Origin of the sequence: Neorhizobium sp. T7_12 (assembly GCF_002968535.1) — a bacterium.
GTDB lineage: Bacteria > Pseudomonadota > Alphaproteobacteria > Rhizobiales > Rhizobiaceae > Neorhizobium > Neorhizobium tomejilense.
On sequence record NZ_PVBK01000019.1, the window covers coordinates 65,742 to 88,304 of the forward strand.

Annotated in this window: 20 protein-coding genes; 17 read left to right on the forward strand and 3 right to left on the reverse strand. The window is 62.5% G+C overall.

What is annotated here, in order from left to right:
- Positions 1 to 152: 152 nt before the first annotated feature.
- The gene (locus C5J26_RS27135; RefSeq protein ID WP_105404590.1) at positions 153 to 644 is read left to right on the forward strand and encodes a cytochrome b; all 492 of its coding nucleotides are present in this window, start codon (positions 153 to 155) and stop codon (positions 642 to 644) included.
- 13 nt (positions 645 to 657) lie between these two features.
- Here the strand turns inward: C5J26_RS27135 and C5J26_RS27140 are convergent, their stop codons facing one another.
- Together C5J26_RS27140 and C5J26_RS27145 are read right to left on the reverse strand one after the other, a co-directional pair.
- A complete protein-coding gene (locus C5J26_RS27140) occupies positions 658 to 1,737 on the reverse strand; it encodes a TraB/GumN family protein (protein ID WP_105404591.1) in 1,080 nt (359 codons plus the stop codon).
- Between the two features lie 97 nt (positions 1,738 to 1,834).
- Positions 1,835 to 2,770: a tyrosine recombinase XerC gene (locus C5J26_RS27145; protein ID WP_046605268.1), complete on the reverse strand. Its 936-nt coding sequence runs from the start codon at positions 2,768 to 2,770 to the stop codon at positions 1,835 to 1,837.
- Between the two features lie 152 nt (positions 2,771 to 2,922).
- Between C5J26_RS27145 and C5J26_RS27150 the strand changes: the two genes are divergently transcribed.
- The 4 genes from C5J26_RS27150 to C5J26_RS27165 are packed head-to-tail and all read left to right on the forward strand — an operon-like array spanning position 2,923 to position 7,774.
- Positions 2,923 to 3,852, forward strand: a complete 930-nt coding sequence (locus C5J26_RS27150; RefSeq protein WP_105404592.1) for a GNAT family N-acetyltransferase — start codon at positions 2,923 to 2,925, stop codon at positions 3,850 to 3,852.
- Between the two features lie 35 nt (positions 3,853 to 3,887).
- Entirely contained in the window at positions 3,888 to 4,325 is a 438-nt protein-coding gene (locus C5J26_RS27155; protein WP_105404593.1) for a GNAT family N-acetyltransferase, read from the forward strand.
- 41 nt (positions 4,326 to 4,366) lie between these two features.
- Entirely contained in the window at positions 4,367 to 5,503 is a 1,137-nt protein-coding gene (locus C5J26_RS27160) for an AAA family ATPase (protein ID WP_105404594.1), read from the forward strand.
- A gap of 48 nt (positions 5,504 to 5,551) precedes the next feature.
- The gene (locus C5J26_RS27165; protein WP_105404595.1) at positions 5,552 to 7,774 is read left to right on the forward strand and encodes a primosomal protein N'; all 2,223 of its coding nucleotides are present in this window, start codon (positions 5,552 to 5,554) and stop codon (positions 7,772 to 7,774) included.
- Positions 7,775 to 7,808: 34 nt separating this feature from the next.
- Here C5J26_RS27165 and C5J26_RS27170 read toward each other — a convergent pair whose 3' ends face one another.
- The gene (locus tag C5J26_RS27170; RefSeq protein WP_245441293.1) at positions 7,809 to 8,735 is read right to left on the reverse strand and encodes a nucleotidyltransferase domain-containing protein; all 927 of its coding nucleotides are present in this window, start codon (positions 8,733 to 8,735) and stop codon (positions 7,809 to 7,811) included.
- A 341-nt stretch (positions 8,736 to 9,076) separates the two neighbouring features.
- Between C5J26_RS27170 and C5J26_RS27175 the strand changes: the two genes are divergently transcribed.
- The 12 genes from C5J26_RS27175 to C5J26_RS27240 all read left to right on the forward strand — a co-directional run bounded on the left by C5J26_RS27175 (position 9,077) and on the right by C5J26_RS27240 (position 22,549).
- Positions 9,077 to 9,460: a DUF4345 domain-containing protein gene (locus C5J26_RS27175; protein WP_105404597.1), complete on the forward strand. Its 384-nt coding sequence runs from the start codon at positions 9,077 to 9,079 to the stop codon at positions 9,458 to 9,460.
- Positions 9,461 to 9,721: 261 nt separating this feature from the next.
- A complete protein-coding gene (locus C5J26_RS27180; RefSeq protein ID WP_080955209.1) occupies positions 9,722 to 10,288 on the forward strand; it encodes a F0F1 ATP synthase subunit delta in 567 nt (188 codons plus the stop codon).
- A complete protein-coding gene (gene atpA, locus C5J26_RS27185; RefSeq protein WP_105404598.1) occupies positions 10,288 to 11,817 on the forward strand; it encodes a F0F1 ATP synthase subunit alpha in 1,530 nt (509 codons plus the stop codon). Before C5J26_RS27180 ends, atpA begins: the two co-directional genes overlap by 1 nt.
- 30 nt (positions 11,818 to 11,847) lie before the next feature.
- Entirely contained in the window at positions 11,848 to 12,726 is an 879-nt protein-coding gene (locus C5J26_RS27190) for a F0F1 ATP synthase subunit gamma (RefSeq protein ID WP_038590766.1), read from the forward strand.
- Positions 12,727 to 12,749: 23 nt separating this feature from the next.
- On the forward strand, positions 12,750 to 14,180 hold the full coding sequence (gene atpD, locus C5J26_RS27195; RefSeq protein WP_038590763.1) for a F0F1 ATP synthase subunit beta: 1,431 nt from the start codon (positions 12,750 to 12,752) through the stop codon (positions 14,178 to 14,180).
- 171 nt (positions 14,181 to 14,351) lie between these two features.
- Positions 14,352 to 14,759: a F0F1 ATP synthase subunit epsilon gene (locus C5J26_RS27200; RefSeq protein WP_105404599.1), complete on the forward strand. Its 408-nt coding sequence runs from the start codon at positions 14,352 to 14,354 to the stop codon at positions 14,757 to 14,759.
- 151 nt (positions 14,760 to 14,910) lie between these two features.
- Complete coding sequence (locus tag C5J26_RS27205; protein ID WP_105404600.1) at positions 14,911 to 15,804, forward strand: LysR family transcriptional regulator; 894 nt, start codon at positions 14,911 to 14,913, stop codon at positions 15,802 to 15,804.
- 183 nt (positions 15,805 to 15,987) lie between these two features.
- The gene (locus C5J26_RS27210; RefSeq protein WP_105404601.1) at positions 15,988 to 16,467 is read left to right on the forward strand and encodes a formate dehydrogenase subunit gamma; all 480 of its coding nucleotides are present in this window, start codon (positions 15,988 to 15,990) and stop codon (positions 16,465 to 16,467) included.
- Positions 16,464 to 18,020: an NADH-quinone oxidoreductase subunit NuoF gene (locus C5J26_RS27215; RefSeq protein WP_105404602.1), complete on the forward strand. Its 1,557-nt coding sequence runs from the start codon at positions 16,464 to 16,466 to the stop codon at positions 18,018 to 18,020. The genes C5J26_RS27210 and C5J26_RS27215 overlap by 4 nt, the downstream gene beginning before the upstream one ends.
- Positions 18,021 to 18,269: 249 nt before the next feature.
- A complete protein-coding gene (gene fdhF, locus C5J26_RS27225) occupies positions 18,270 to 21,149 on the forward strand; it encodes a formate dehydrogenase subunit alpha (RefSeq protein WP_105404603.1) in 2,880 nt (959 codons plus the stop codon).
- A 223-nt stretch (positions 21,150 to 21,372) separates the two neighbouring features.
- Entirely contained in the window at positions 21,373 to 22,200 is an 828-nt protein-coding gene (gene fdhD, locus C5J26_RS27235) for a formate dehydrogenase accessory sulfurtransferase FdhD (RefSeq protein WP_105404604.1), read from the forward strand.
- Positions 22,190 to 22,549 carry a formate dehydrogenase subunit delta gene (locus C5J26_RS27240; RefSeq protein ID WP_105404605.1) on the forward strand — a complete coding sequence of 120 codons (360 nt, stop codon included), beginning with the start codon at positions 22,190 to 22,192 and terminating at the stop codon, positions 22,547 to 22,549. Before fdhD ends, C5J26_RS27240 begins: the two co-directional genes overlap by 11 nt.
- The last annotated feature ends 14 nt before the right edge of the window (positions 22,550 to 22,563 follow it).

A 22,563-nucleotide genomic window follows, 5' to 3' on the forward strand; every position in this document is an offset into this window, starting at 1 on the left:
GGTCATCGCTACCAGCCGAACACACCGCCCCGGAATTACGATTGGTCAATTCCAGGATTAAATCTTGGACAGGCTTGCCGCTTTCGCTTGAGCCTCCGGGAAACGGCCATAGACTGGATGCCATTGTTCCAACGTTCTGAAAAGGCCGAGAAATGGCTCTCTCGTTCACCTTGCCGCAGCGTATCCTGCATTGGCTGATGGCGGCGCTGATCCTCTTCAACCTGCTTTTCGCCGATGCGATGGAGACTGCCGCGCGGCTGATGTTCCGCGGCCAGGCGCTGACGCCGGAACAGGTGAGTGCGGCCAACATCCACGCCTATGTCGGTATCAGCGTGCTGGTTCTCGGCCTGATCCGGCTCTGTCTGCGGCTGGTGCAGGGCGTGCCGCCGGAGCCGAGGCAGGAGCCGCCGTTCCTGCGGGTGGTGGCGAAGATCAGCCACTGGGCTTTTTACGCGCTCTTTGTCGCCATGCCGTTCGCCGGCATCGGCGCCTGGTTCTTCGCCAACACGACAGCCGGCTTCGTCCATTCGGGACCGCTGAAACTTTTGATGTGGGCGTTGATCGTCGCCCATATCGGCGGCGTGCTGGTGCATCAGTTCTACTGGAAGACCGATGTGCTGAAGCGGATGACGAGTGGTCGATGAAGGATGGGCGGCGTCAATTGACCGCCGTCACCTTGAAGCCCTTCTTCCGGAAGAGTTCGACAAGGCCTTCCTCGCCCGGCAGGTGAAGAGCGCCGACGGCCATGAAGGCACCGCCCTGATCGAGGATCGGGGCTGCCCGATCGGCCATCACATGGTTGCGTTTGCTGACCACCAGGTTTTCGAAGTCGCCATAACCGGCCTCGTCCTCGGTGCCATCAGGTGCCACGGCTTTCAGCATCGGCATGGCAAGGCCGATCTCGCCGGAAAGATAGACTTCCGTCAGCGTCTCGAAGACATCGTCGACGCGCTTGCCGAGCTTGATGGTTTCGATCAGCGACTTGAGGTGCAGATCGATCGGGATGGCATTCAGTGCCGCTGCCTGCTCTTCGAGCGTTTCCAGGCCCTTGACGGGCTTGCCCTCGGCCGTTGCCTGTTCGGCGATCTTCTTGTCGAGGAAGGCGACGTTCTGGGCCTTGCGGGCAAGCTCGCAGGCCGGCACGGAAACGAGCGCCATTAGCATCCATGGCCGCATGCGCGAGACGGCCGAGAGCGGCACTCCGCGGGCCTTCAGGCCGGTTTCGAGCAGCGTGACATCGTCCTTCGGCAACAGCGAATCGATCGTGCTTCCGTCCGTCAGCATCATCAGTTCCGGTTTGGCCAGCATCTTGGCCATCGCCTTCTTCTCGTCAATGACCTCGTCGGATTCGATGATGATCGTTTTCGCCTTGGAATGGGCTTCGGCGGCGCCGAACGGCATTTTCAGAACCCGCGGATCGGACACATGCATGGTGCCGAGCAGATAGGAGGGTTGAAGCCCGTCCTTCTCGATCTTCCAGAAAATGCCCTTGCCGTTCGGCACCTTGGCGGCTTCAGTGACGATCTGCTCGTAGAGCGCCGACTTCTCGGCCTTCATCTCTTCGAGGAGGTTCCGGCCGTCGCAGGCGGGCGTTTCCGCCCGTGCCGGGGACAGTGAGCCGAGCACGAGAAGCAAAGAGGCAAGCGCCACGACGTGGGCAGCCGCGATCAGCCACAGCACGAAACCTTGGGCGCGCTTGATCAAAGCGCCGGTGGAGGAGGCAAAGGCGGGAGTCATCATGTCATCCGTCTGAAAGTTGCCGACATGTTAGCGATGGCGGCTGCACAAGCGCTTAACGCAGTTGGTTAAAACTTCGTTCAGGCAGATTTAGGGGCTAAGCACGGGGGTGAGCGCGGTCGTAAACTTCCAGCAGCCTTGAGGAATCGACGCCGGTATAGACCTGGGTCGTTGAAAGGCTGGCATGGCCGAGCAGTTCCTGAATGGTGCGCAGATCGCCGCCGCCGGCGAGCAGATGGGTGGCGAAGGAATGCCGCAGCGCATGCGGGGTTGCCGTCTCCGGCAGCCCGAAGGCGCTTCTTAGTTTCTGCATTTCTCGCTGGATGATCGCCGGCTGCAGCGGCCCGCCGCGGGCGCCGCGAAACAGCGGCTTTTCGGCTTCCAGATGGTAGGGGCAGAGTTTCCTATAGGTGGCGACGGCATCGAACACGGCCTGCAGCAGCGGTACGAGACGGGTCTTGCCGCCCTTGCCGGTGATCCGCAGGGTTGTCGCGCCCGGCGTCAGGTCTGTTGGTCTGAGACCCAAGGCCTCGGAGATGCGCAGGCCGCAGCCGTAGAGCAGGGCCAGCACGGCCGCATCCCGGGCGGCGATCCACGGCTCCTCCTGCAGCTGGGCGCCTGTCGTGACGAGGTTGAGCGCCTGGCGGTCGGTCAGCGGTTTCGGCAGGGATTTCGGCTGCTTCGGCGCCCGGATGGCGCCGGCGGCTGCAGCGTTCACCAGGCCCTTTCGCTCGAGATAACGAAGAAATGAACGGAGCCCGGCGAGATGCCGGCCGAGCGACCTTGCTCCGGAACCGTCTCGGCGGCGCGCAGCCAGGAAAGCACGCAGGTCGGCCGGGCGCAGGGTGTGGATATCGGAAATTTTCGCCGGACCTGCCAGATGTCGGGTCAGAAACGTCAAAAACTGCCGCGTATCGCGTTCATAGGCATCGAGCGTGTTGTCCGACAGCCGGCGTTCGTTTGCCAGGCTCTCCAGCCATTCGCGACGTTTTTCCACGAGATCGGGTGCGGCGATAATCAGCAGCTCATTCACTGTCGGCCCCGTTGAATTTGGATTGGTTGCGCCCCAGATTGCTCTGGACGGCGTTACAAAATCCCTAAGACCGCCTTAGTCGTGGGTAACGATGTCATCGTTCGATCATACGGGGCTGCCATACCAAGCAGGTCCTGCCTGCGGGAGTTTCTATGGCGCGCCGTGATTCTACGACCACTTTTGGACAGTTCGCGGAAACAATCGCCCTCGTTTCACAAGGCAGACCCGGTCACATCGTCGACACATTGATTGCCGAGCGCGGCCAGCGGATCGTCCAGAATCCGCTCTGGCCGGTGATGCGGCCATTTCTCTACACGCTGCTGCGTTATGGACGGGCGATCAGGTTCGCCAACGACATCTCAACGCTCAGCGGTTTCCAGTGCTTCGAATACATGAGCGACCTCCTGAAGCTGGATGTGACGGTCGCCAATGCGGAGCGCATTCCCGAAAAGGGAGGCTTCATTCTCGTCAGCAACCATCCGACCGGTATCGCCGACGGGGTTGCCATCTTCGACCTCCTGAAGTCGCGCCGGCCGGACATGATGGTGTTCGCCAACCGTGACGCGGTGCGCGTCAATCCCCGTTTTTCCGAGATGATCATCCCCGTCGAATGGCGGGAGGAATACAAGACCAAGCTGAAGGCGCGCGAGACGCTGGTTCTGACCAACAAGACCATCGAGGACGGCAAGGTCATGGTGCTGTTTCCCTCGGGGCGCATCGCCTACTGGGCGGAGGGCAAGCTCAACGAACGGCCGTGGAAAACGTCCGCCGTCAGTCTCGCCCGCAAATACAATCTGCCGATCCTGCCGATCCACATGCGGGCGCGCAATTCCGGCCTGTTCTACTGGTTCGCCAAATGGTCGACGGAACTGCGGGACATGACGGTGTTCTACGAACTCCTGAACAAGAAGGGCGACCATTTCGATTTCACCGTTGGCCAGATGATCCCGCCGAGCGCGCTTGATGGCGACATGACGGAGGTCACCAAGGCGCTGGAACAGCACACGGTGTTCGAGCTCGCCGCGGATGGCGATGCGATGTTCAAGCCTGCCGAGAAATCGCAGACGGCTTCGGCGGCATGAAAGAGATGTGTCCCGTGGATATCGCTCCCTTAGGCATGAGTGTGGTGATTACTCCGCTCAGGGACCCGCTGGCCGGAGGCGTCATGCCGCTCGCCGAGGTCGCCAGGCAGGAAGGTTATAGTCACATCCTCCGGATCGCCGAGGAATGGTCTTCCGGAATCAATCGCTTCGAGCGACGCGGCGAAAGCCTGCTCGGCGCCCATGATCAGGGACAGTTGATCGCCGTCGGTGGGATGACGCTCGAGCCAACGCGGCCCGACTGGCTGCGGATGCGTCGCTTTTATGTATCGCGGCAATACCGAGGTAGGGGCATCGGCAGGCGCCTTGCCGAACACCTGCTCGAACACGCCCGCTCTTGCACATCGGTCGTCACGGTCCATGCCGGCAGCGACGATGCCATCAGTTTCTGGCAGGCCATGGGCTTTCAGCCGCTGACGGGCGAGAGTTATACGCATACTTTGCGCCTGACCTGAGCAGCATTTTTTTCATCCCGTTGTTCGGCTAGGAATGGAAAATGCTGCTTCGCTCGATGTTTGCCGCCAATTATCGCTCGCTGCGCTCGATCCGCATGGATCTGGCCGGTGTTAACCTGTTCATCGGCGAGAACGGTGTCGGAAAGTCCAACCTTTACCGCGCCCTGCAGCTGGTGCAGGCGGCGGTTCGCGGCAATCTGGCCTATGAGATCGCGGCCGAAGGCGGGATGGCCTCGGCGCTCTGGTCCGGCCAGCGCCGGCAAGAGAAGAATTTCCGCATCAAGCTCGAGGTCGAGGTTCTTGATGAAGAGCGGGCGGTGACGTTCCGCTACCGCGTCGAGGCGGGGCTTCGTCCGCCTATCGATGCGGCGGGCTTTGCCTTCGAGCCGCAGGTGAAGGAGGAGGAGCTTGTCGTTGAAACCGGTTCGCGGCCCGTGACAATGATAAAACGCACCGGGCCTGGGATCATGGTGCGCGGGACAAGCGGTCGGATGGAGGAGTATCCCGAAAAGGCGATGACCTCGGAAACGGCAATCGCGCTGCTCGGCGATGCCGGCCATTATCCGGAAGCCGGCGCTTTTCGGCGATTGATCGACGGCTGGCGGTTCTTCCATGGTTTTCGAACGGATCGGGATTCTGCCCTGCGGCAGCCCTGCCTTGCTGTTACCTCGCCGCTACTGGATCAGGACGGCGGTAACATGGCGGCGGTGTTCGCAACACTCGTCCACACCCGCGGGGACACGGTGGAACTCGACCGCGCCGTTGCTGCGGCTCTTGGCGGGGCGAAACTGCATGTGCCTGAGCCCGGCGAATATGCGGAATTCGGCCTGACCTTCCCGGATTTTCCCAAACGGGTGTTTCAGCCGCGTGAGCTTTCCGATGGGCAGATCCGCTTCCTGGGGCTCGCTGCGGCGCTGTTGTCCTATCGCCAGCCGCCGCTGATCGCGCTCAACGAGCCGGAGGCGAGCCTGCATCCGGATATGCTGGCGCCGCTGGCAGACATGATCGCCCAGGCCGCTCGCCACAGCCAGATCTGGATCGTTACCCATTCGGAACCGCTTGCTGCCGCGGTCGAGGAGCGTTGCGGCACGCGGCCGCGGCGGGTGATACGAAAGGATGGTGCGACCTGGATCCAGGGCATGCGGCTGACCGGCGCCATCGATGACGAAGATGACTAATCCTGTTTAGGGTTCACTTTTGTTCCGCGTTTGGGCATGGTCCCGCCCATGGGCATAGATTCGTCCGATCTCTTCGGTTCACTGTTTGAAGCGCCGTCATTGGCAAGGGTGGTGCCGGTCCTGGTGCCGCTGCCGGTGCCGGGCGCCTATAGCTATGCCGTGCCGGAAGGGGTGCATGTGGAGCCCGGTTCGGTCGTGCAGGTGCCGGTTGGCCCGCGGCAGCTGATCGGCGTCGTCTGGGACGGTGAGAACGACGACAGGCTCGATCCGAAGAAGCTGAGGCCGATCACGCTGGTCTTCGATTGCCCGCCGCTTTCCAAGGAAATGCGCGATTTCGTCGACTGGGTGGCAAGCTATACGCTGTCGCCGCCGGGCCTCGTGGCGCGCATGGCGATCCGCGCGCCGGCAGCGCTCGACCCGGAGCCGATGGTCGAAGGCCTGCGCTATCTCGGCGGCCAGCCGGAGCGGCTGACGCCGGCGCGCGCCCGGGTGCTCGATCTCGCCGGCGAGGAGGAGATTCCGTGGACGCGCAGCGGGCTGGCGCATGCCGCCGGCGTCTCGATGAGCGTCGTCGACGGGCTGACGGCCCAGGGCATATTCGAGACTGTCTTCCTGCCTCCGCCGCCGGTCGTCGCGCGGCCCGATCCGGACTATATCAGCCCGCGCATCGAGGGGCCGCAGAAACAGGCGTCAGTGGACATCCTGGAATCGATCCGGGCCGGCGGGTTCTCCGCCTCGCTGATCGACGGCGTCACCGGTTCGGGCAAGACGGAGGTCTATTTCGAGGCGATCGCCGAAACCTTGAGGCAGGGTCGCCAGGTGCTGATCCTGCTGCCGGAAATCGCGCTGACCTCGAGCTTCCTCGAGCGCTTTCAGGAGCGGTTCGGCGCCAAGCCCGGCGAGTGGCATTCGGACCTTGCCCCCCGCATGCGCGAAAAGGTCTGGCGCGGCGTGGTGACCGGCGAGGTGAAGGTGGTGGCCGGCGCGCGCTCGGCGCTGTTCCTGCCCTTCGAAGACCTCGGCCTGATCATCGTCGACGAAGAGCACGACCCGGCCTACAAGCAGGAAGACCGGGTCTTCTACAATGCCCGCGACATGGCGGTTGTGCGGGCCCGGATCGGCGATTTTCCGATCGTGCTCGTTTCCGCGACGCCCTCTGTGGAGAGCCAGGTCAACGGCCTGGCCGGCCGCTACAACACGGTGCACCTGCCGACCCGTTTCGGCGACGCAGCGATGCCGGACCTGCATCTCGTCGACATGCGGCGCCACCCGCCGGAGCGCGGCGGCTTCCTGTCGCCGGTGCTTTTGCGGGCCATGAAGAAAACCCTTGAACGGAAGGAGCAGTCGCTGCTGTTCCTCAACCGGCGTGGATATGCGCCGCTGACGCTCTGCCGCGTCTGCGGCCACCGTTTCCAGTGCCCGCAATGTTCGAGCTGGCTGGTGGAGCACCGGTTCAAGAGTCAGATCCAGTGCCATCAATGCGGCTATTCGGAGCGCACGCCTGAAGCCTGCCCCGAATGCGGCACGTTCGACCACCTCGTCGCCTGCGGACCGGGCGTCGAGCGGATTGCCGAGGAGGTCGAAAAGCATTTTCCGGAGGCGCGGACGATCGTCATGTCGTCGGACCTGCTCGGCGGCGTCAAGCGCATGCGGCTGGAGCTGGAGGCGATCGCCAAGGGCGAGGCGGATATCGTCATCGGCACCCAGCTCGTCGCCAAGGGCCACAACTTTCCGCTAATGACGCTGGTCGGCATCGTCGATTCCGATCTCGGGCTTTCGAATGGCGATCCGCGCGCCGCCGAGCGCACCTTCCAGCTTCTCTCCCAGGTGACGGGGCGTGCCGGGCGAACCGGCCTCAAGAGCCACGGCCTGCTGCAGACCTTCCAGCCGCAGCATCCGGTGATGCAGGCGATCGTTTCCGGCGATGCCGGCGCTTTCTACGAGCGGGAGATCGCCGAGCGCGAGAAGGCGATCCTGCCGCCGTTCGGCCGGCTTGCCTCGCTGATCGTCTCCGCCGATACCCGGGCGGATGCGGAAACCCATGCGCGAGGCCTCAGGGCCGCCGCGCCAAAGGTCACCGGCATCTCGGTGCTCGGTCCGGCGGAAGCGCCGCTGGCGCTGGTGCGCGGCCGGCATCGCTTCCGGCTTTTGGTGCATGGACGGCGCAATTCCGACATGCAGGCGTTTTTGCGGGCGATGATGGAAAACGGCCCGAAACAGCGCGGCTCGGTGCAGATCCAGCTCGATATCGACCCGCAGAGTTTTCTCTAGCCTACGCGATGGCCCTGTTTTCCGGCCGTGTCGGCTACCAGCCGGGTTCCAGCGAAGCCGGTTCCGGTTTGTCCGCAAATCTGGCCGCCAACTGGCGAAGTTCGGAAGGGAGCGCCTGCAGCGCCGGATCATCGAAGCGCAGATGCGGCATATGTTCGGCGAGCAGCCGCGCCACGAGATCGGCCTGGTCCCTGTCCCGCCTTTTCTTGATCGCATCGCGATCGTCCCGTTCCGATACCCAGAGTTTATGAAGCGCGAAGCTGCGGGGATCCGGCACGGACATGATGACGGGATAGCCACGTGCATCGAGCACCACGATTTCGACTTTCGGACTGTTGACCAGCCAGACGAGCCCTTCGATCTCGACAGCCGTCAGGTCGCCTGCGCCCTTGGCGGGGGGCCTGCGCTTCGACCGTATGGGGTCCGGTCCGGTGGGTGTGATGAGATCGACCAGAAAACCCTCGTCGTTGGCGGCCCGAAAATCGCCTTTCGCGAGGAGGTGGAAGGAGTGATCCACCTGCTGCAGAAGGCCGAGCCAGCCGTTTTCGGGGAGGCTCTTGCCGAGCAGTCTCAGACTGGTGCGGGCGTCGAAGAGCAGATCGATATCGCCCGTCGCGACGAGCTGGCTATCCACCCTCACACCCACCATCCGCTCATAGGCGAAAATGCAATGGGTCCCGACCACATCGACGGCGCTGCCCATCAGAGACGAGGAACCGAGGGCGCGCAGGACGCGTGCTGCGATCAGCGGGAGACGCCCGAGCCGCATCGCGCGGTTGACGGCGGCCAGTTCGTCCAGGCGTCGAGTGAGCGCGGCAGTCCTCTCCCTCAATCGCTCCCGACCCTGGTGGAATCGCTGATGGGTTAGTTCGGCATCGTTATTCCGCGGGCCTAGCGATTTCCATATCGTGCCGGTCTTGCGGTAGAGGTAGTCGCGGCCAGCGACGGTCTTGAAGGCCATGGAACCTGAATACCGGCTTTTCAATTCCGCCGATGCGGCTTTCCATGCCGAAAAGGCTTGTTCGGTATCGATAATCTGACGGGATTGTTCTCCGCTTAAAACGCTGATTTCGAACATATTATCCCTTTTTCTTCCCGAGTAGACGGCAAAGGGATAAATCGAATCGACGCCTCGTCCCGTGATTTTATCCCTGCTTGGCGTATTTTCCCAATAATAGGGATAAATTGTTAAATTTCAATGGCACTTGCTCCGCGACGTGTCTGCATGGCCGGCTCATCCGGCCCTTCCGGCTCAGGATACGTTGTGGCATATCTTGCGAATCTCAACGCGGCGGAGGCGACATGGAACTCTATTTTCCCACTGAACTCGGCGAGCAGGTGGCTTTCGTCTGTGCGGCGGCAACGGCTGCGCTCGGTCTCCTCGTCTTCCTGTTTCCCGCCGTCGTCCTGCGCCTGACCGCATTCCAGATCGGCGAGGTGCGGCCGGAAGGTTATGCCGCGGTCCGCTCCGCCGGCGCCCATCATCTGGGCTTCGGTCTGGCGGCGATCATGCTGGCCCAGGACTGGATCTACATGACGCTTGGCATTGCGCTCGGATTTGCCGCTCTGGGGCGGCTGCTGTCCTGTGCCCTGGATCGAGGCCTCACCCCCAGAAATACAGCATTTTCCCTACTTCAGGTTGCGCTTGCCGGCGGGCCGCTCGCCTATGTCTTCGGCTATATCTGACGCATAATTCGAAGATTGCAGGCGGTTGCCTGCCGAAAATCCTTCCGCTTCCGGTATAAAATCGCTCTCAGCCCTTGCGTGTCCGGCTTTTTCCGTTATCAGGCGTGTTGCGAGTCCTTACAGCCTATGCTAGACGGACCGCGAAAGTCGGAAAGGGTAGGGCGCAAGCTCTGCAGGTTCTGAGAAAAAATCAAACGATTTCAAGCTCTTGCTTCACCTCTCCCGTAGGGTCTGGCGCTTGGATGGCAATACAGGGAAACTGTGCCCGTGGCTGACACGTCCCAGCTTATTTCCGGTGTAGCGGAGCGTTATGCTTCCTCGCTTTTCGAACTGTCCCTCGAGGCTGGTTCGATCGACAAGGTCGGTGCCGATCTTGATCGTTTTCAGGCGCTGCTGGATGAGAGTGAAGACCTGCGACGCCTGGTCGCAAGCCCGGTATTTTCCGCCGAAGATCAGCAGAAGGCCGTGCTCGCCGTTGCCGAGCGAGCTGGCATTTCCGGTCTCGTCGCCAATTTCCTGAAGGTGGTCGCCGGCAATCGTCGTCTTTTCGCGATGCCCGGCATGATCCGCGCCTTCCGCCAGATTGCCGCAGAGCATCGCGGTGAAATCACTGCCGAGGTCACCTCGGCGCATGCGCTTTCCCAGGCGCAGGAAAACGAACTCAAGTCGGCGCTGAAGGGCGTAACCGGCAAGGACGTGGCAATCGCCGTGACCATCGACCCGTCGATCCTCGGCGGCCTGATCGTCAAGGTCGGTTCTCGTCAGATCGATACTTCCCTTCGCACCAAACTTTCCACCCTTAAGCTTGCACTGAAAGAGGTTGGCTGATGGATATCCGCGCCGCGGAAATTTCCGCAATTCTGAAAGACCAGATCAAGAACTTCGGCCAGGAGGCTGAGGTTTCCGAAGTCGGACAGGTTCTGTCCGTTGGCGACGGCATTGCCCGCGTCTACGGTCTGGACAACGTCCAGGCCGGTGAGATGGTCGAATTCCCGGGCGGCATCCGTGGTATGGCGCTGAACCTCGAAGCCGACAATGTCGGCGTCGTCATCTTCGGTTCCGACCGTGCGATCAAGGAAGGCGACATCGTCAAGCGGACCGGCGCCATCGTCGACGTTCCGGTTGGTCCGGAACTGCTCGGCCGCGTCGTCGACGCGCTCGGCAACCCGATCGACGGCAAGGGCCCGATCAATGCGACCCGCCGTTCGCGCGTCGACGTCAAGGCTCCGGGCATCATTCCGCGCAAGTCGGTTCATGAGCCGATGTCGACCGGCCTCAAGGCCATCGACGCGCTCATCCCGGTCGGCCGCGGCCAGCGCGAGCTGGTCATCGGCGACCGCCAGACCGGCAAGACCGCGATCATTCTCGACACGATCCTCAACCAGAAGGCCATTCACGACAACGGTCCGGACTCGGAAAAGCTGTTCTGCGTCTACGTCGCTATCGGCCAGAAGCGCTCGACGGTTGCCCAGTTCGTGAAGGTCCTCGAAGAGCGCGGCGCTCTGCCGTACTCGATCATCGTTGCCGCGACGGCTTCCGATCCGGCTCCGATGCAGTATCTCGCACCGTTCGCCGGCTGCGCCATGGGCGAATACTTCCGCGATAACGGCATGCATGCCCTGATCGGCTACGACGACCTTTCCAAGCAGGCCGTCGCCTATCGTCAGATGTCGCTTCTGCTGCGCCGCCCGCCGGGCCGCGAAGCCTATCCGGGTGACGTCTTCTATCTGCATTCCCGCCTTCTCGAGCGCGCTGCAAAGCTGTCCGACGAGCGCGGCAATGGTTCGCTGACGGCTCTGCCGGTCATCGAAACCCAGGGTAACGACGTTTCGGCCTTCATTCCGACCAACGTGATCTCGATCACCGACGGCCAGATCTTCCTTGAAACCGACCTGTTCTACCAGGGCATCCGTCCGGCCGTTAACGTCGGTCTGTCGGTTTCCCGCGTCGGCTCGGCCGCGCAGGTCAAGGCGATGAAGCAGGTTGCCGGCTCGATCAAGGGCGAACTCGCCCAGTATCGCGAAATGGCCGCCTTCGCCCAGTTCGGTTCCGACCTCGACGCCTCGACGCAGCGCCTTTTGAACCGTGGTGCACGCCTGACGGAACTCCTGAAGCAGCCGCAGTTCTCGCCGCTGAAGACGGAAGAGCAGGTCGCGGTGATCTTCGCCGGCGTCAACGGCTACCTCGACAAGATCTCGGTCGCCCAGGTCGGCAAATTCGAGCAGGGCTTCCTCTCGTACCTTCGTTCCGAAGGCAAGGCTATCCTCGATGCGATCCGCACCGAGAAGCAGCTTTCCGACGACACGCGTGCGAAGCTGAAGGCGTCTCTCGACAGCTACGCCAAGTCTTTCGCCTGAGAACAGATCAAGCTCGAGGACCGATAACGGATGCCTTCACTTAAGGATCTGAAAAACCGGATCGCCTCCGTCAAGGCGACGCAGAAGATCACCAAGGCGATGAAAATGGTCGCCGCGGCGAAGCTGCGCCGTGCTCAGGAGGCGGCCGAGGCCGCTCGTCCCTACGCGGAACGCATGACCAAGGTGCTGGCCGGCCTTTCGGCCGCCAATGCCGGCAATGCGGAAGCGCCGCTCCTGCTTTCGGGCACGGGCAAGGATCAGGTTCATCTGCTGATCGTCGCGACTGGCGAACGCGGTCTGGCCGGGGGCTTCAACTCCTCGATCATCCGTCTCGCCCGCGATCACGCGCTGAAGCTGCTTGCCCAGGGCAAGACGGTGAAGATCATCACCGTCGGCCGCAAGGGCAACGACATCCTGCGCCGCACGTTCAAGGACAACATCGTCGACTACGTGACGTTCCGCGAAATCAAGCAGCTCGGTTTCGCCCAGGCCGACGAGGTGGCACACAAGGTGCTCGCGCTCTACAATGCCGGCGAATTCGACATCGCGACGCTGTTCTACGCACGCTTCCAGTCGGTGATCTCGCAGGTGGCGACCGCCTCGCAGATCATCCCGGCCAAGTTCGATGCGACGCAGGCTGCTGATGCCTCCTCGGCGCTCTACGAATACGAGCCGAGCGAAGAGGAAATCCTCGAAGACCTGCTGCCGAAGAACGTCGCAGTCCAGATCTTCCGGGCTCTGCTCGAAAACAACGCTTCCTTCTATGGCGCGCAGATGTCCGCAATGGACAACGCGACGCGCAATGCCGGTGACATGATCAACAAGCTGACGCTCTCCTACAACCGTCAGCGCCAGGCACAGATCACCAAGGAACTTATCGAAATCATTTCGGGCGCGGAAGCGCTCTGAGGTAAAGAAAGAGGGTAAGAATCATGGCTACCGCAACGGGCACGTCCCTCGGCAAGGTGACCCAGGTTATCGGCGCTGTCGTCGACGTCACTTTCGACGGCGAACTGCCGGCGATCCTGAACGCGCTTGAAACCGACAACAACGGCAACCGCCTCGTTCTCGAAGTCGCGCAGCACCTCGGCGAAAGCGCCGTCCGCACCATTGCAATGGACTCGACCGAAGGTCTGGTTCGTGGTCAGCACGTCACGGATACCGGCGCCCCGATTACCGTTCCGGTCGGTCCGGAAACGCTCGGCCGCATCATGAACGTCATCGGCGAGCCGGTGGACGAAGCCGGTCCGCTGGTCACCTCCGGCAAGCGCGCCATCCACCAGGAAGCGCCTTCCTACGTCGATCAGTCGACCGAAGGCCAGATCCTGGTCACCGGCATCAAGGTCGTCGACCTTCTCGCGCCTTACGCAAAGGGCGGCAAGATCGGCCTCTTCGGCGGTGCAGGCGTCGGCAAGACGGTTCTGATCATGGAACTCATCAACAACGTCGCGAAGGCACACGGCGGTTACTCCGTGTTCGCAGGCGTCGGTGAGCGTACCCGCGAAGGCAACGACCTTTACCACGAAATGATCGAATCGGGCGTCAACAAGCATGGCGGCGGCGAAGGCTCCAAGGCCGCGCTCGTCTACGGCCAGATGAACGAACCGCCGGGCGCCCGCGCTCGCGTGGCTCTGACCGGTCTCACCATCGCTGAAGATTTCCGCGACAAGGGCCAGGACGTTCTGTTCTTCGTCGACAACATCTTCCGCTTTACCCAGGCAGGTTCGGAAGTGTCGGCTCTGCTCGGCCGCATCCCTTCGGCCGTGGGCTATCAGCCGACGCTTGCCACCGACATGGGCCAGATGCAGGAACGCATCACCACCACGACCAAGGGCTCGATCACCTCGGTTCAGGCTATCTACGTTCCCGCCGACGACTTGACCGACCCGGCGCCGGCAACCTCGTTCGCCCACTTGGACGCAACGACCGTTCTGTCGCGTTCGATCGCCGAAAAGGGCATCTACCCGGCCGTCGACCCGCTCGACTCCACCTCGCGCATGCTCGACCCGCTGGTCGTCGGCGAAGAGCACTATGATATCGCCCGCAAGGTGCAGACGACCCTGCAGCGCTACAAGTCGCTGCAGGACATCATCGCCATCCTCGGCATGGACGAACTGTCCGAAGAGGACAAGATGACCGTCCAGCGCGCCCGCAAGATCGAGCGCTTCCTGTCCCAGCCGTTCTTCGTCGCAGAAGTCTTCACCGGTTCGCCGGGCAAGCTGGTCGCACTCGAAGACACGATCAAGGGCTTCAAGGGCCTCGTCAACGGCGACTACGACCATCTTCCGGAAGCTGCCTTCTACATGGTCGGCTCGATCGAAGAAGCCGTCGAAAAGGCCAAGAAGCTGGCCGAAGCCGCCTGATCCTGAACGAGATGGCGCGCGGGAACTTCTCCGGCGCGCCTTTCCCGCATAAAACACGCGGGCTTCTCGGCAAGGAATTGCCTCGATGCCCTGGTGATTTAGTTTTTCGCAATCCCGGACGCAAAACCGCTCTGCACTTTTGCTGGAATTGCTTTGAGGAAGTGGACCTTCATGGCCGAGGCTTTCAACTTTGAACTGGTTTCGCCCGAGCGCCTGCTCGTCTCGGAAAAGGTCACCGAAGTGGTGATCCCGGCGACGCTTGGCGAAATGACGGTGCTTGCCAATCACGCGCCGACGATGACGACCATCAAGCCGGGTGTGGTTTCGGTGAAGCTTGCCTCGGGCCAGGTCACCAAATACGTCGTGTTCGGCGGTTTTGCCGACATCCTGCCGACCGGCTGCACGCTGCTTGCCGAATCTGCGGTTCCGGCGAGCGAGCTGACCCACGCGACGCTGCAGAAGCGGATCGAGACGACGCAGTCCGAGATCAACCATGCGCAGAACGACGAGCACAAGACCAAGCTCGAGCAGTTCCTGGCGGAATTGACCCATCTCAACGGCGTCGTCAATCCGGCCTGAGTTTCCAAAATTCTCTGCGAAAGATCGAGGCGGTCCGAAAGGCCGCCTTTTTCTTTGGACGGTGGTCGGCCCCCCCTGGTTATCGTCATGGCCGGATGACTGCTTGTATGTCCCGCGCCATCTTGTTAGCCCTTGTCGGCGGAGGAACGCGATGATCGACAAGCTGGAATTTTTCATTGCCCTGGCGCGAGAAGGCCATTTCGGCCGGGCGGCGGAGGAATGCGGCATCTCGCAGCCATCGCTTTCGGCCGCCATCCGCCAGCTCGAGGAGAGCCTCGGCGTGCAGCTCGTGGTGCGCGGCTCCCGCTATCAGGGCCTGACGCCGGAGGGCCAGCGGGTGCTGGAATGGGCAAAACGCATCGTTGGCGATGCGCGCACCATGCGCGAGGAAATGCGCGCCGCCCGCAAGGGTCTTGTCGGCCATATAAGACTGGCGTCGATCCCGACGGCACTGGCGATGATCCCCAGATTGACGGAACCCTTCCAGGCCAAGCATCCGGAGGTCACGTTTTCCGTCGTTTCGCGCAATTCGCTGCAGGTGCTTTCGCAGCTCGACAATTTCGAAATCGACGCGGGCATTACCTATCTCGACAACGAGCCGCTGGGGCGGGTGACGAGCGTGCCGCTCTATGCGGAGCGCTACAATCTGGTGACCGCCGAAGGGGCGCCCTATGCGGACCGGGAAAGCGTTACCTGGAAAGAGATGGCCGATCTTAGGCTCTGTCTATTGACGCCGGACATGCAGAACCGCCGGATCATCAACCAGCACCTCGCGGAAGCGGGGGTGACTGTGAAGCCGATGCTCGAATCGAACTCGATGGTTGTGCTTCTATCGCATGTGGGGACCGGGCGCTGGGCGAGCATCATGCCGCGCAACGTGGCGCGTTCATTCGGCTTTACAAAAGAAATCAGGACGATCCCGATCGTTGATCCGGAAGCCACACATATCGTCGGGCTTGTTGCGACACACCGCGAGCCGTTTACGCCGCTGGTGTCGGCCCTGCTGCACGAGGCTCGCAGCCTCACTCCCGCTGCCATGGCTTGATAGCTTTTTTCTATCGCGTAACCGATCTCCTTTATTGACGGTTGCGACACTGGTTGCGACATTCCATTCCCAGTAGGCGAAGTACGATTGTCGGACAACTTCGTCGGCTTTCTGATCCCAATACGGCCGTAGCGGCGTCGATGCCCCGAAAACGGAAACGGATCAGCTGGGAGGCTACAGACTATGAATATGCGAATTTCCGCCGGTGAGCTCACCGAGCGGTCGCTTCAGATCATCAGGGATCTGAAGCATCTGGAAGGGCCGATGCTGCCGATCCTGCATGCGATCCAGGCGGAGTTCGGTTATGTGCCGGAGGAGGTGAAGCCGGTTATCGCCAGCGAACTCAACCTGTCGCGCGCCGAAGTACATGGCGTCGTCACCTTCTATCACGAATTCCGCGACCACCCGGCCGGCCGGCATGTGCTAAAGCTCTGTCGCGCCGAAGCCTGCCAGTCGATGGGCAGCGACCGCATTGCGGACCGCGCCCGGCAGCTTCTCGGGATCGACTTCCACCAGACGACGCTCGACGGCGCGGTGACGCTGGAAGCCGTGTACTGTCTCGGGCTCTGTGCCTGCGCGCCGGCCGCGATGCTTGACGGCGAGGTCTACGGCCGCGTCGACGAACACTGTCTTTCCGAAATCGTTGCGGGGCTAAGCCGATGACGGTGACGATCTACGTGCCGCGCGATGCCGCAGCGCTCGCTCTCGGAGCCGAAAAGGTGGCAAACGCGATTACCCAGGAGATCGCAGCCCGCGGCCTCGATGCGAAAGTCGTGCGCAACGGCTCGCGCGGCATGTTGTGGCTGGAGCCATTGGTCGAGGTGAGTACCGAACACGGGCGTATCGCCTATGGGCCGGTCAAGGCCGGCGACGTGAAGGGATTGTTCGATGCCGGCTTTGTAGACGGTGGACAGCATGCTTTGCATCTCGGGCCGACCGAGGACATTCCATTCCTGCGCCAGCAGACGCGGCTGACCTTCTCCCGTTGCGGCGTCACCGATCCGCTGTCGCTCGACGACTATCGCCACCATCAGGGTCTGAAGGGTCTTGAGAACGCGATCGCCATGAGCCGGGCCGAGATCGTCGCTCAGGTCACCGACAGTGGTCTTCGCGGCCGCGGCGGCGCCGGCTTCCCGACCGGCATCAAGTGGAAGACGGTGATGGATGCGGAGGCCAGCCAAAAATACATCGTCTGCAATGCGGATGAGGGCGACAGCGCCACGTTTGCGGACCGGATGATCATGGAAGGCGATCCCTTCGTGCTGATCGAAGGCATGATCATTGCCGGCATCGCGACGGGCGCCACCAAGGGTTATGTCTATACCCGCTCGGAATATCCGCACGCCATCGCGACGATGAGGGAAGCCGTCGAGATCGCCCGCGCCGCCGGCATCCTCGGGCCGTCGGTGTTGGGCTCGGCGCATGCCTTCGACATGGAGATTCGCTCCGGCGCCGGCGCCTATGTCTGCGGCGAGGAGACCTCGCTGCTGAATTCGCTCGAAGGCAAGCGCGGCATCGTGCGCGCCAAGCCGCCGCTGCCGGCGCTGCAGGGTTTTCTCGGCCGCCCGACGGTCGTCAACAACGTCATCTCGCTTGCGTCCGTGCCTGTGATCATGGATCGCGGCGCCGAGTTCTACAAAAACTTCGGCATGGGCCGGTCGCGCGGGACGATCCCGATCCAGATTGCCGGCAATGTCAAATACGGCGGGCTGTACGAGACGGCCTTCGGCCTGTCGCTCGGCGAGATCGTCGATCATATCGGCGGCGGCACGGCAACCGGCCGGCCGGTGAAGGCGGTTCAGGTGGGCGGGCCGCTTGGCGCCTATTTCCCGCGCGCGCTGTTCGATACGCCGTTCGACTACGAAGCCTTCGCGGCCCGGGACGGTCTGATCGGCCATGCTGGCATCACCGTGTTCGACGATAGCGCCGACATGCTGAAGCAGGCGCGGTTCGCGATGGAGTTCTGCGCCATCGAAAGCTGCGGCAAGTGCACGCCCTGCCGCATCGGTTCGACCCGCGGCGTCGAAACGGCCGACAAGATCGCCCAGGGCATCGAGCCGGAGAAGAACAAGGTGCTGCTCGCCGACCTCTGCAACACGATGAAGTTCGGCTCCCTCTGCGCGCTCGGCGGGTTTACGCCCTATCCGGTGATGAGCGCGATGAACCACTTTCCGGAGGACTTTTCTCCGGCACCGATGGTGGAGGCGGCGGAATGATGGACGCTCCTATCTTTGCGTCGGCGCAAGTCGCCCCCCTCTGGCCTGCCGGCCATCTCCCCCACAGGTGGGGAGATCGGCTGGGCGCGCGCTCACCGCTTTCAGTTGTGCGTCACATCCTCTGCTCCGGTTCTTTTGGAGCGACGGTTCTGCCTTTTGTAATCTCCCCACCCGTGGGGGAGATGGCCGGCAGGCCAGAGGGGGGCGATCTTGCTCCTACATTTATTCTTTCTAGCAAGGAGACACACGATGTCCCTCGTTCATGAAATCGACTACGGCACGCCGGCCTCGCGCTCGGAAGCGCAGGTCACCCTGACGATCGACGGCCGAGCCATCACTGTGCCGGAGGGCACCTCGATCATGCGCGCCTCGATGGAGGCCGGCATCAAGGTTCCGAAACTCTGCGCCACCGACATGGTCGACGCCTTCGGCTCCTGCCGCCTGTGCCTCGTGGAGATCGAAGGCCGCAATGGAACACCTGCCTCGTGCACCACGCCGGTCATGCCGGGCATGGTCGTGCACACGCAGACCGGCCGGCTGAAGGACATCCGCAAGGGGGTCATGGAGCTCTATATCTCTGACCACCCGCTCGACTGTCTCACCTGCGCCGCCAACGGTGACTGCGAATTGCAGGACATGGCCGGCGCAGTGGGCCTTCGCGATGTGCGTTACGGCTACGAGGGCGACAATCACGTCAAGGCTCGCAACGATGGTGCGATCAACGCCAAGTGGATGCCGAAGGACGAGTCGAACCCTTATTTCACCTACGACCCGTCGAAATGCATCGTCTGCTCGCGCTGCGTCCGTGCCTGCGAAGAAGTGCAGGGCACGTTCGCGCTGACGATCGAGGGCCGCGGGTTCGAAAGCCGGGTTTCGCCCGGTGCCCATGAACTTTTCCTCGATTCCGAATGCGTTTCCTGCGGCGCCTGCGTGCAGGCCTGCCCGACGGCGACGCTCACCGAAAAGTCGGTGATCGCGATCGGCCAGCCGGAACATTCGGAAGTCACCACCTGCGCCTATTGCGGCGTCGGCTGCTCCTTCAAGGCGGAAATGCGCGGCGAAGAGCTTGTGCGCATGGTGCCCTGGAAGGACGGGCAGGCGAACCGTGGCCATTCCTGCGTCAAGGGCCGTTTTGCCTATGGCTATGCAACCCACAAGGATCGCATCCTCAACCCGATGATCCGCGAGAAAATCTCCGATCCGTGGCGGGAAGTGACCTGGGAAGAGGCCTTTTCGCACGTTGCCTCCGAGTTCCGGCGCATCCAGTATCAGTACGGTCGTGAATCAATCGGCGGCATCACCTCGTCGCGCTGCACCAACGAGGAGACTTTCCTCGTCCAGAAGCTGATCCGCGCCGGTTTCGGCAACAACAATGTCGATACCTGCGCCCGCGTCTGCCACTCGCCGACCGGTTACGGCCTCGGCCAGGCCTTCGGCACCTCGGCCGGCACCCAGAATTTCGACTCGGTCGAGCATACGGATGTCGTCATCGTCATCGGCGCCAACCCGACCGACGGCCATCCGGTGTTCGGTTCGCGCTTGAAGAAGCGCTTGCGCCAGGGTGCAAAACTGATCGTCATCGATCCGCGCCGCATCGATCTCGTCCGCACGCCGCATGTGGAGGCTGACTATCACCTGCCGCTGCAGCCGGGCACCAACGTAGCCGTGCTGACGGCGCTGGCGCATGTCATCGTCACCGAAGGCCTGTTCGACGAAAAGTTCATCCGCGAGCGCTGCGACTGGTCCGAGTTCGAGGACTGGGCCGGTTTCGTTTCGGAAAACGCACACAGCCCGGAGGCGACCGAGAAATATACCGGCGTGCCGGCGGATCTCGTGCGCGGTGCTGCCCGGCTTTACGCCAAGGGTAGCAACGGGGCGATCTATTACGGTCTCGGCGTCACCGAGCACAGCCAGGGTTCGACCACGGTCATGGCGATCGCCAACCTTGCGATGGTGACCGGCAATCTCGGTCGTCCGGGCGTTGGCGTGAACCCGCTGCGCGGTCAGAACAATGTCCAGGGCGCCTGCGACATGGGTTCGTTCCCGCACGAACTGCCGGGCTATCGCCATATCTCGGACGATGCGACCCGCGACACGTTCGAAAAACTGTGGGGTGTGACGCTCAACAACGAACCGGGCCTGCGCATCCCGAACATGCTGGATGCGGCCGTCGAGGGCACGTTCAAGGGCATCTACATCCAGGGCGAGGATATTCTCCAGTCCGACCCGGACACCAAGCATGTTTCTGCCGGCCTCGCTGCGATGGAATGCGTCGTCGTCCACGATCTCTTCCTGAACGAAACTGCCAATTACGCGCATGTCTTCCTGCCGGGTTCGACTTTCCTCGAAAAGGACGGCACGTTCACCAATGCCGAGCGCCGCATCAACCGCGTCCGCAAGGTGATGAGCCCGAAGAACGGTTATGCCGACTGGGAAGTCACCCAGAAGCTCGCCCAGGCGATGGGGCTTGCCTGGAACTATGCGCATCCATCTCAGATCATGGATGAGATCGCCGTGTCGACGCCGAGCTTCGCTCTGGTTTCCTACGACTATCTCGACAAGATGGGTTCGGTTCAGTGGCCTTGCAACGAGGCGCATCCGGTGGGCTCGCCGATCATGCATGTCGACGGTTTCGTGCGCGGCAAGGGCAAGTTCATCCGCACCGAATATGTCGCGACCGACGAACGCACCGGCCCGCGGTTCCCGCTATTGCTCACCACCGGCCGCATCCTTTCCCAATACAATGTCGGTGCCCAGACGCGGCGTACCGAGAACGTCACATGGCATGCGGAAGACCGGCTGGAAATCCATCCGCACGATGCCGAACAGCGCGGCATCAAGGAAGGCGACTGGATCAAGCTCGCCAGCCGTTCGGGCGATACGACGCTGCGCGCGCTGATCACCGATCGCGTCGCGCCGGGCGTGGTCTATACGACCTTCCACCACCCGAACACGCAGGCGAACGTCATCACCACCGACTTCTCCGACTGGGCGACCAACTGCCCGGAATACAAGGTGACGGCGGTGCAGGTATCGCCCTCCAACGGCCCGACCGAGTGGCAGAGCGACTATGACGAACTGTCGCGACGGTCTCGGCGGATTGCGGGGAAGCTGGAGGCGGCTGAGTGATGCAATTGCCTGGCGTGCTTCGCGTTACCCCCCTCTGCCTGCCGGCATCTCCCCCACAAGGGGGGAGATCGGCAAGACGCGCCGCCGGTATTCTTCAGCATTGGAAATACGTTTGCTCACTCGATTACGTTGATGGTGGGCTGGGCATCGCCACATCCGATCTCCCCCCTTGTGGGGGAGATGCCCGGCAGGGCAGAGGGGGGTGTTCCTGCCCCGACGTCCGATGACCTTATTCAACACCACCGCCACAGCCCCCGAGATCGCCCGCCGCAACGGCGTGGTCCGCGCCGGCTCGCGGGTGGTGCCGGAGGAGGTGCCGATCGCCTTTTCCTATGGCGGTTCCACTCATGCGGTGATGATGGGCACGCCTGCCGATCTCGAGGATTTCGCGGTAGGCTTCAGCCTGACGGAAGGCATCATAACCTCGATGGTGGAGATCGAGAGTATCGCCGTCGTCGAGGAGGGTGCCGGTCTCGATGTGCAGGTGACGCTTGCCGAGGATAAGGAAGATGCGCTGCGCGCCCGCCGGCGGCATATGGCGGGGCCGGTCGGCTGCGGGCTTTGCGGAATCGAGTCGATCGAGCAGGCCATGCGCCCGGTGCCGGATGTTTCCGCGGTGACGATGGCTCTCAGCGCCAAAGAAGTGAGTGAAGCCGTCGCGGCGCTCAACAGTGCGCAGCCGCTGCATCGGCAAACCCATGCGGTTCATGGCGCCGGCTTTGTCGTCCCAGGCAAGGGGCTGGTTGCCGTCCGCGAGGATGTCGGCCGCCACAATGCGCTCGACAAGCTCGCCGGAGCGGTCATCGCCAAGGGCCTCAAGGGTTCTGAGGGCGTCGTGGTCGTCACCAGCCGCATCTCCGTCGAGATGGTGCAGAAGACGGCGATCCTCGGAAGTTCGGTGCTGATCGCCATTTCCGCGCCGACGGCACTTGCAATCCGCACGGCGGAAACGGCGGGCATGACCTTGATCGCGCTGACCCGCGGCGAGGATTTCGAAATCTTTACGCGTACCGATCGCATAGTCACTGGAGTTGTCGCCGATGTCGCATGACCAAAGCCCCGAGCAACTCGTGCTCGACAAACTGGTCCGGATGGCCAACCAGATCGCCACCTTCTTCCTGTCGCAGCCGGAAAAGGTACGCGCCGAGGGCGTCGCGACGCATATCAACAAGTTCTGGGAGCCCCGCATGCGGCGCCACCTTTTCGAGCATCTCGACAATGGCGGAGCGAGATTGCTGCCGCTCGTCGTCGAGGCCTCGACGCTGATCCGCCGGCCGGAAGCCAAGGTTGGATCGGGCGTTGGTGTTGGCCAGGATGCGAGGCAGGGGGCGCCGGGCGGCAAAGGTCCCGCCGAAGGAGAATCGTTGTCGGAACCGAGCGTTCCGGAAAGCGCCGCATGATTCATCCATCCGGC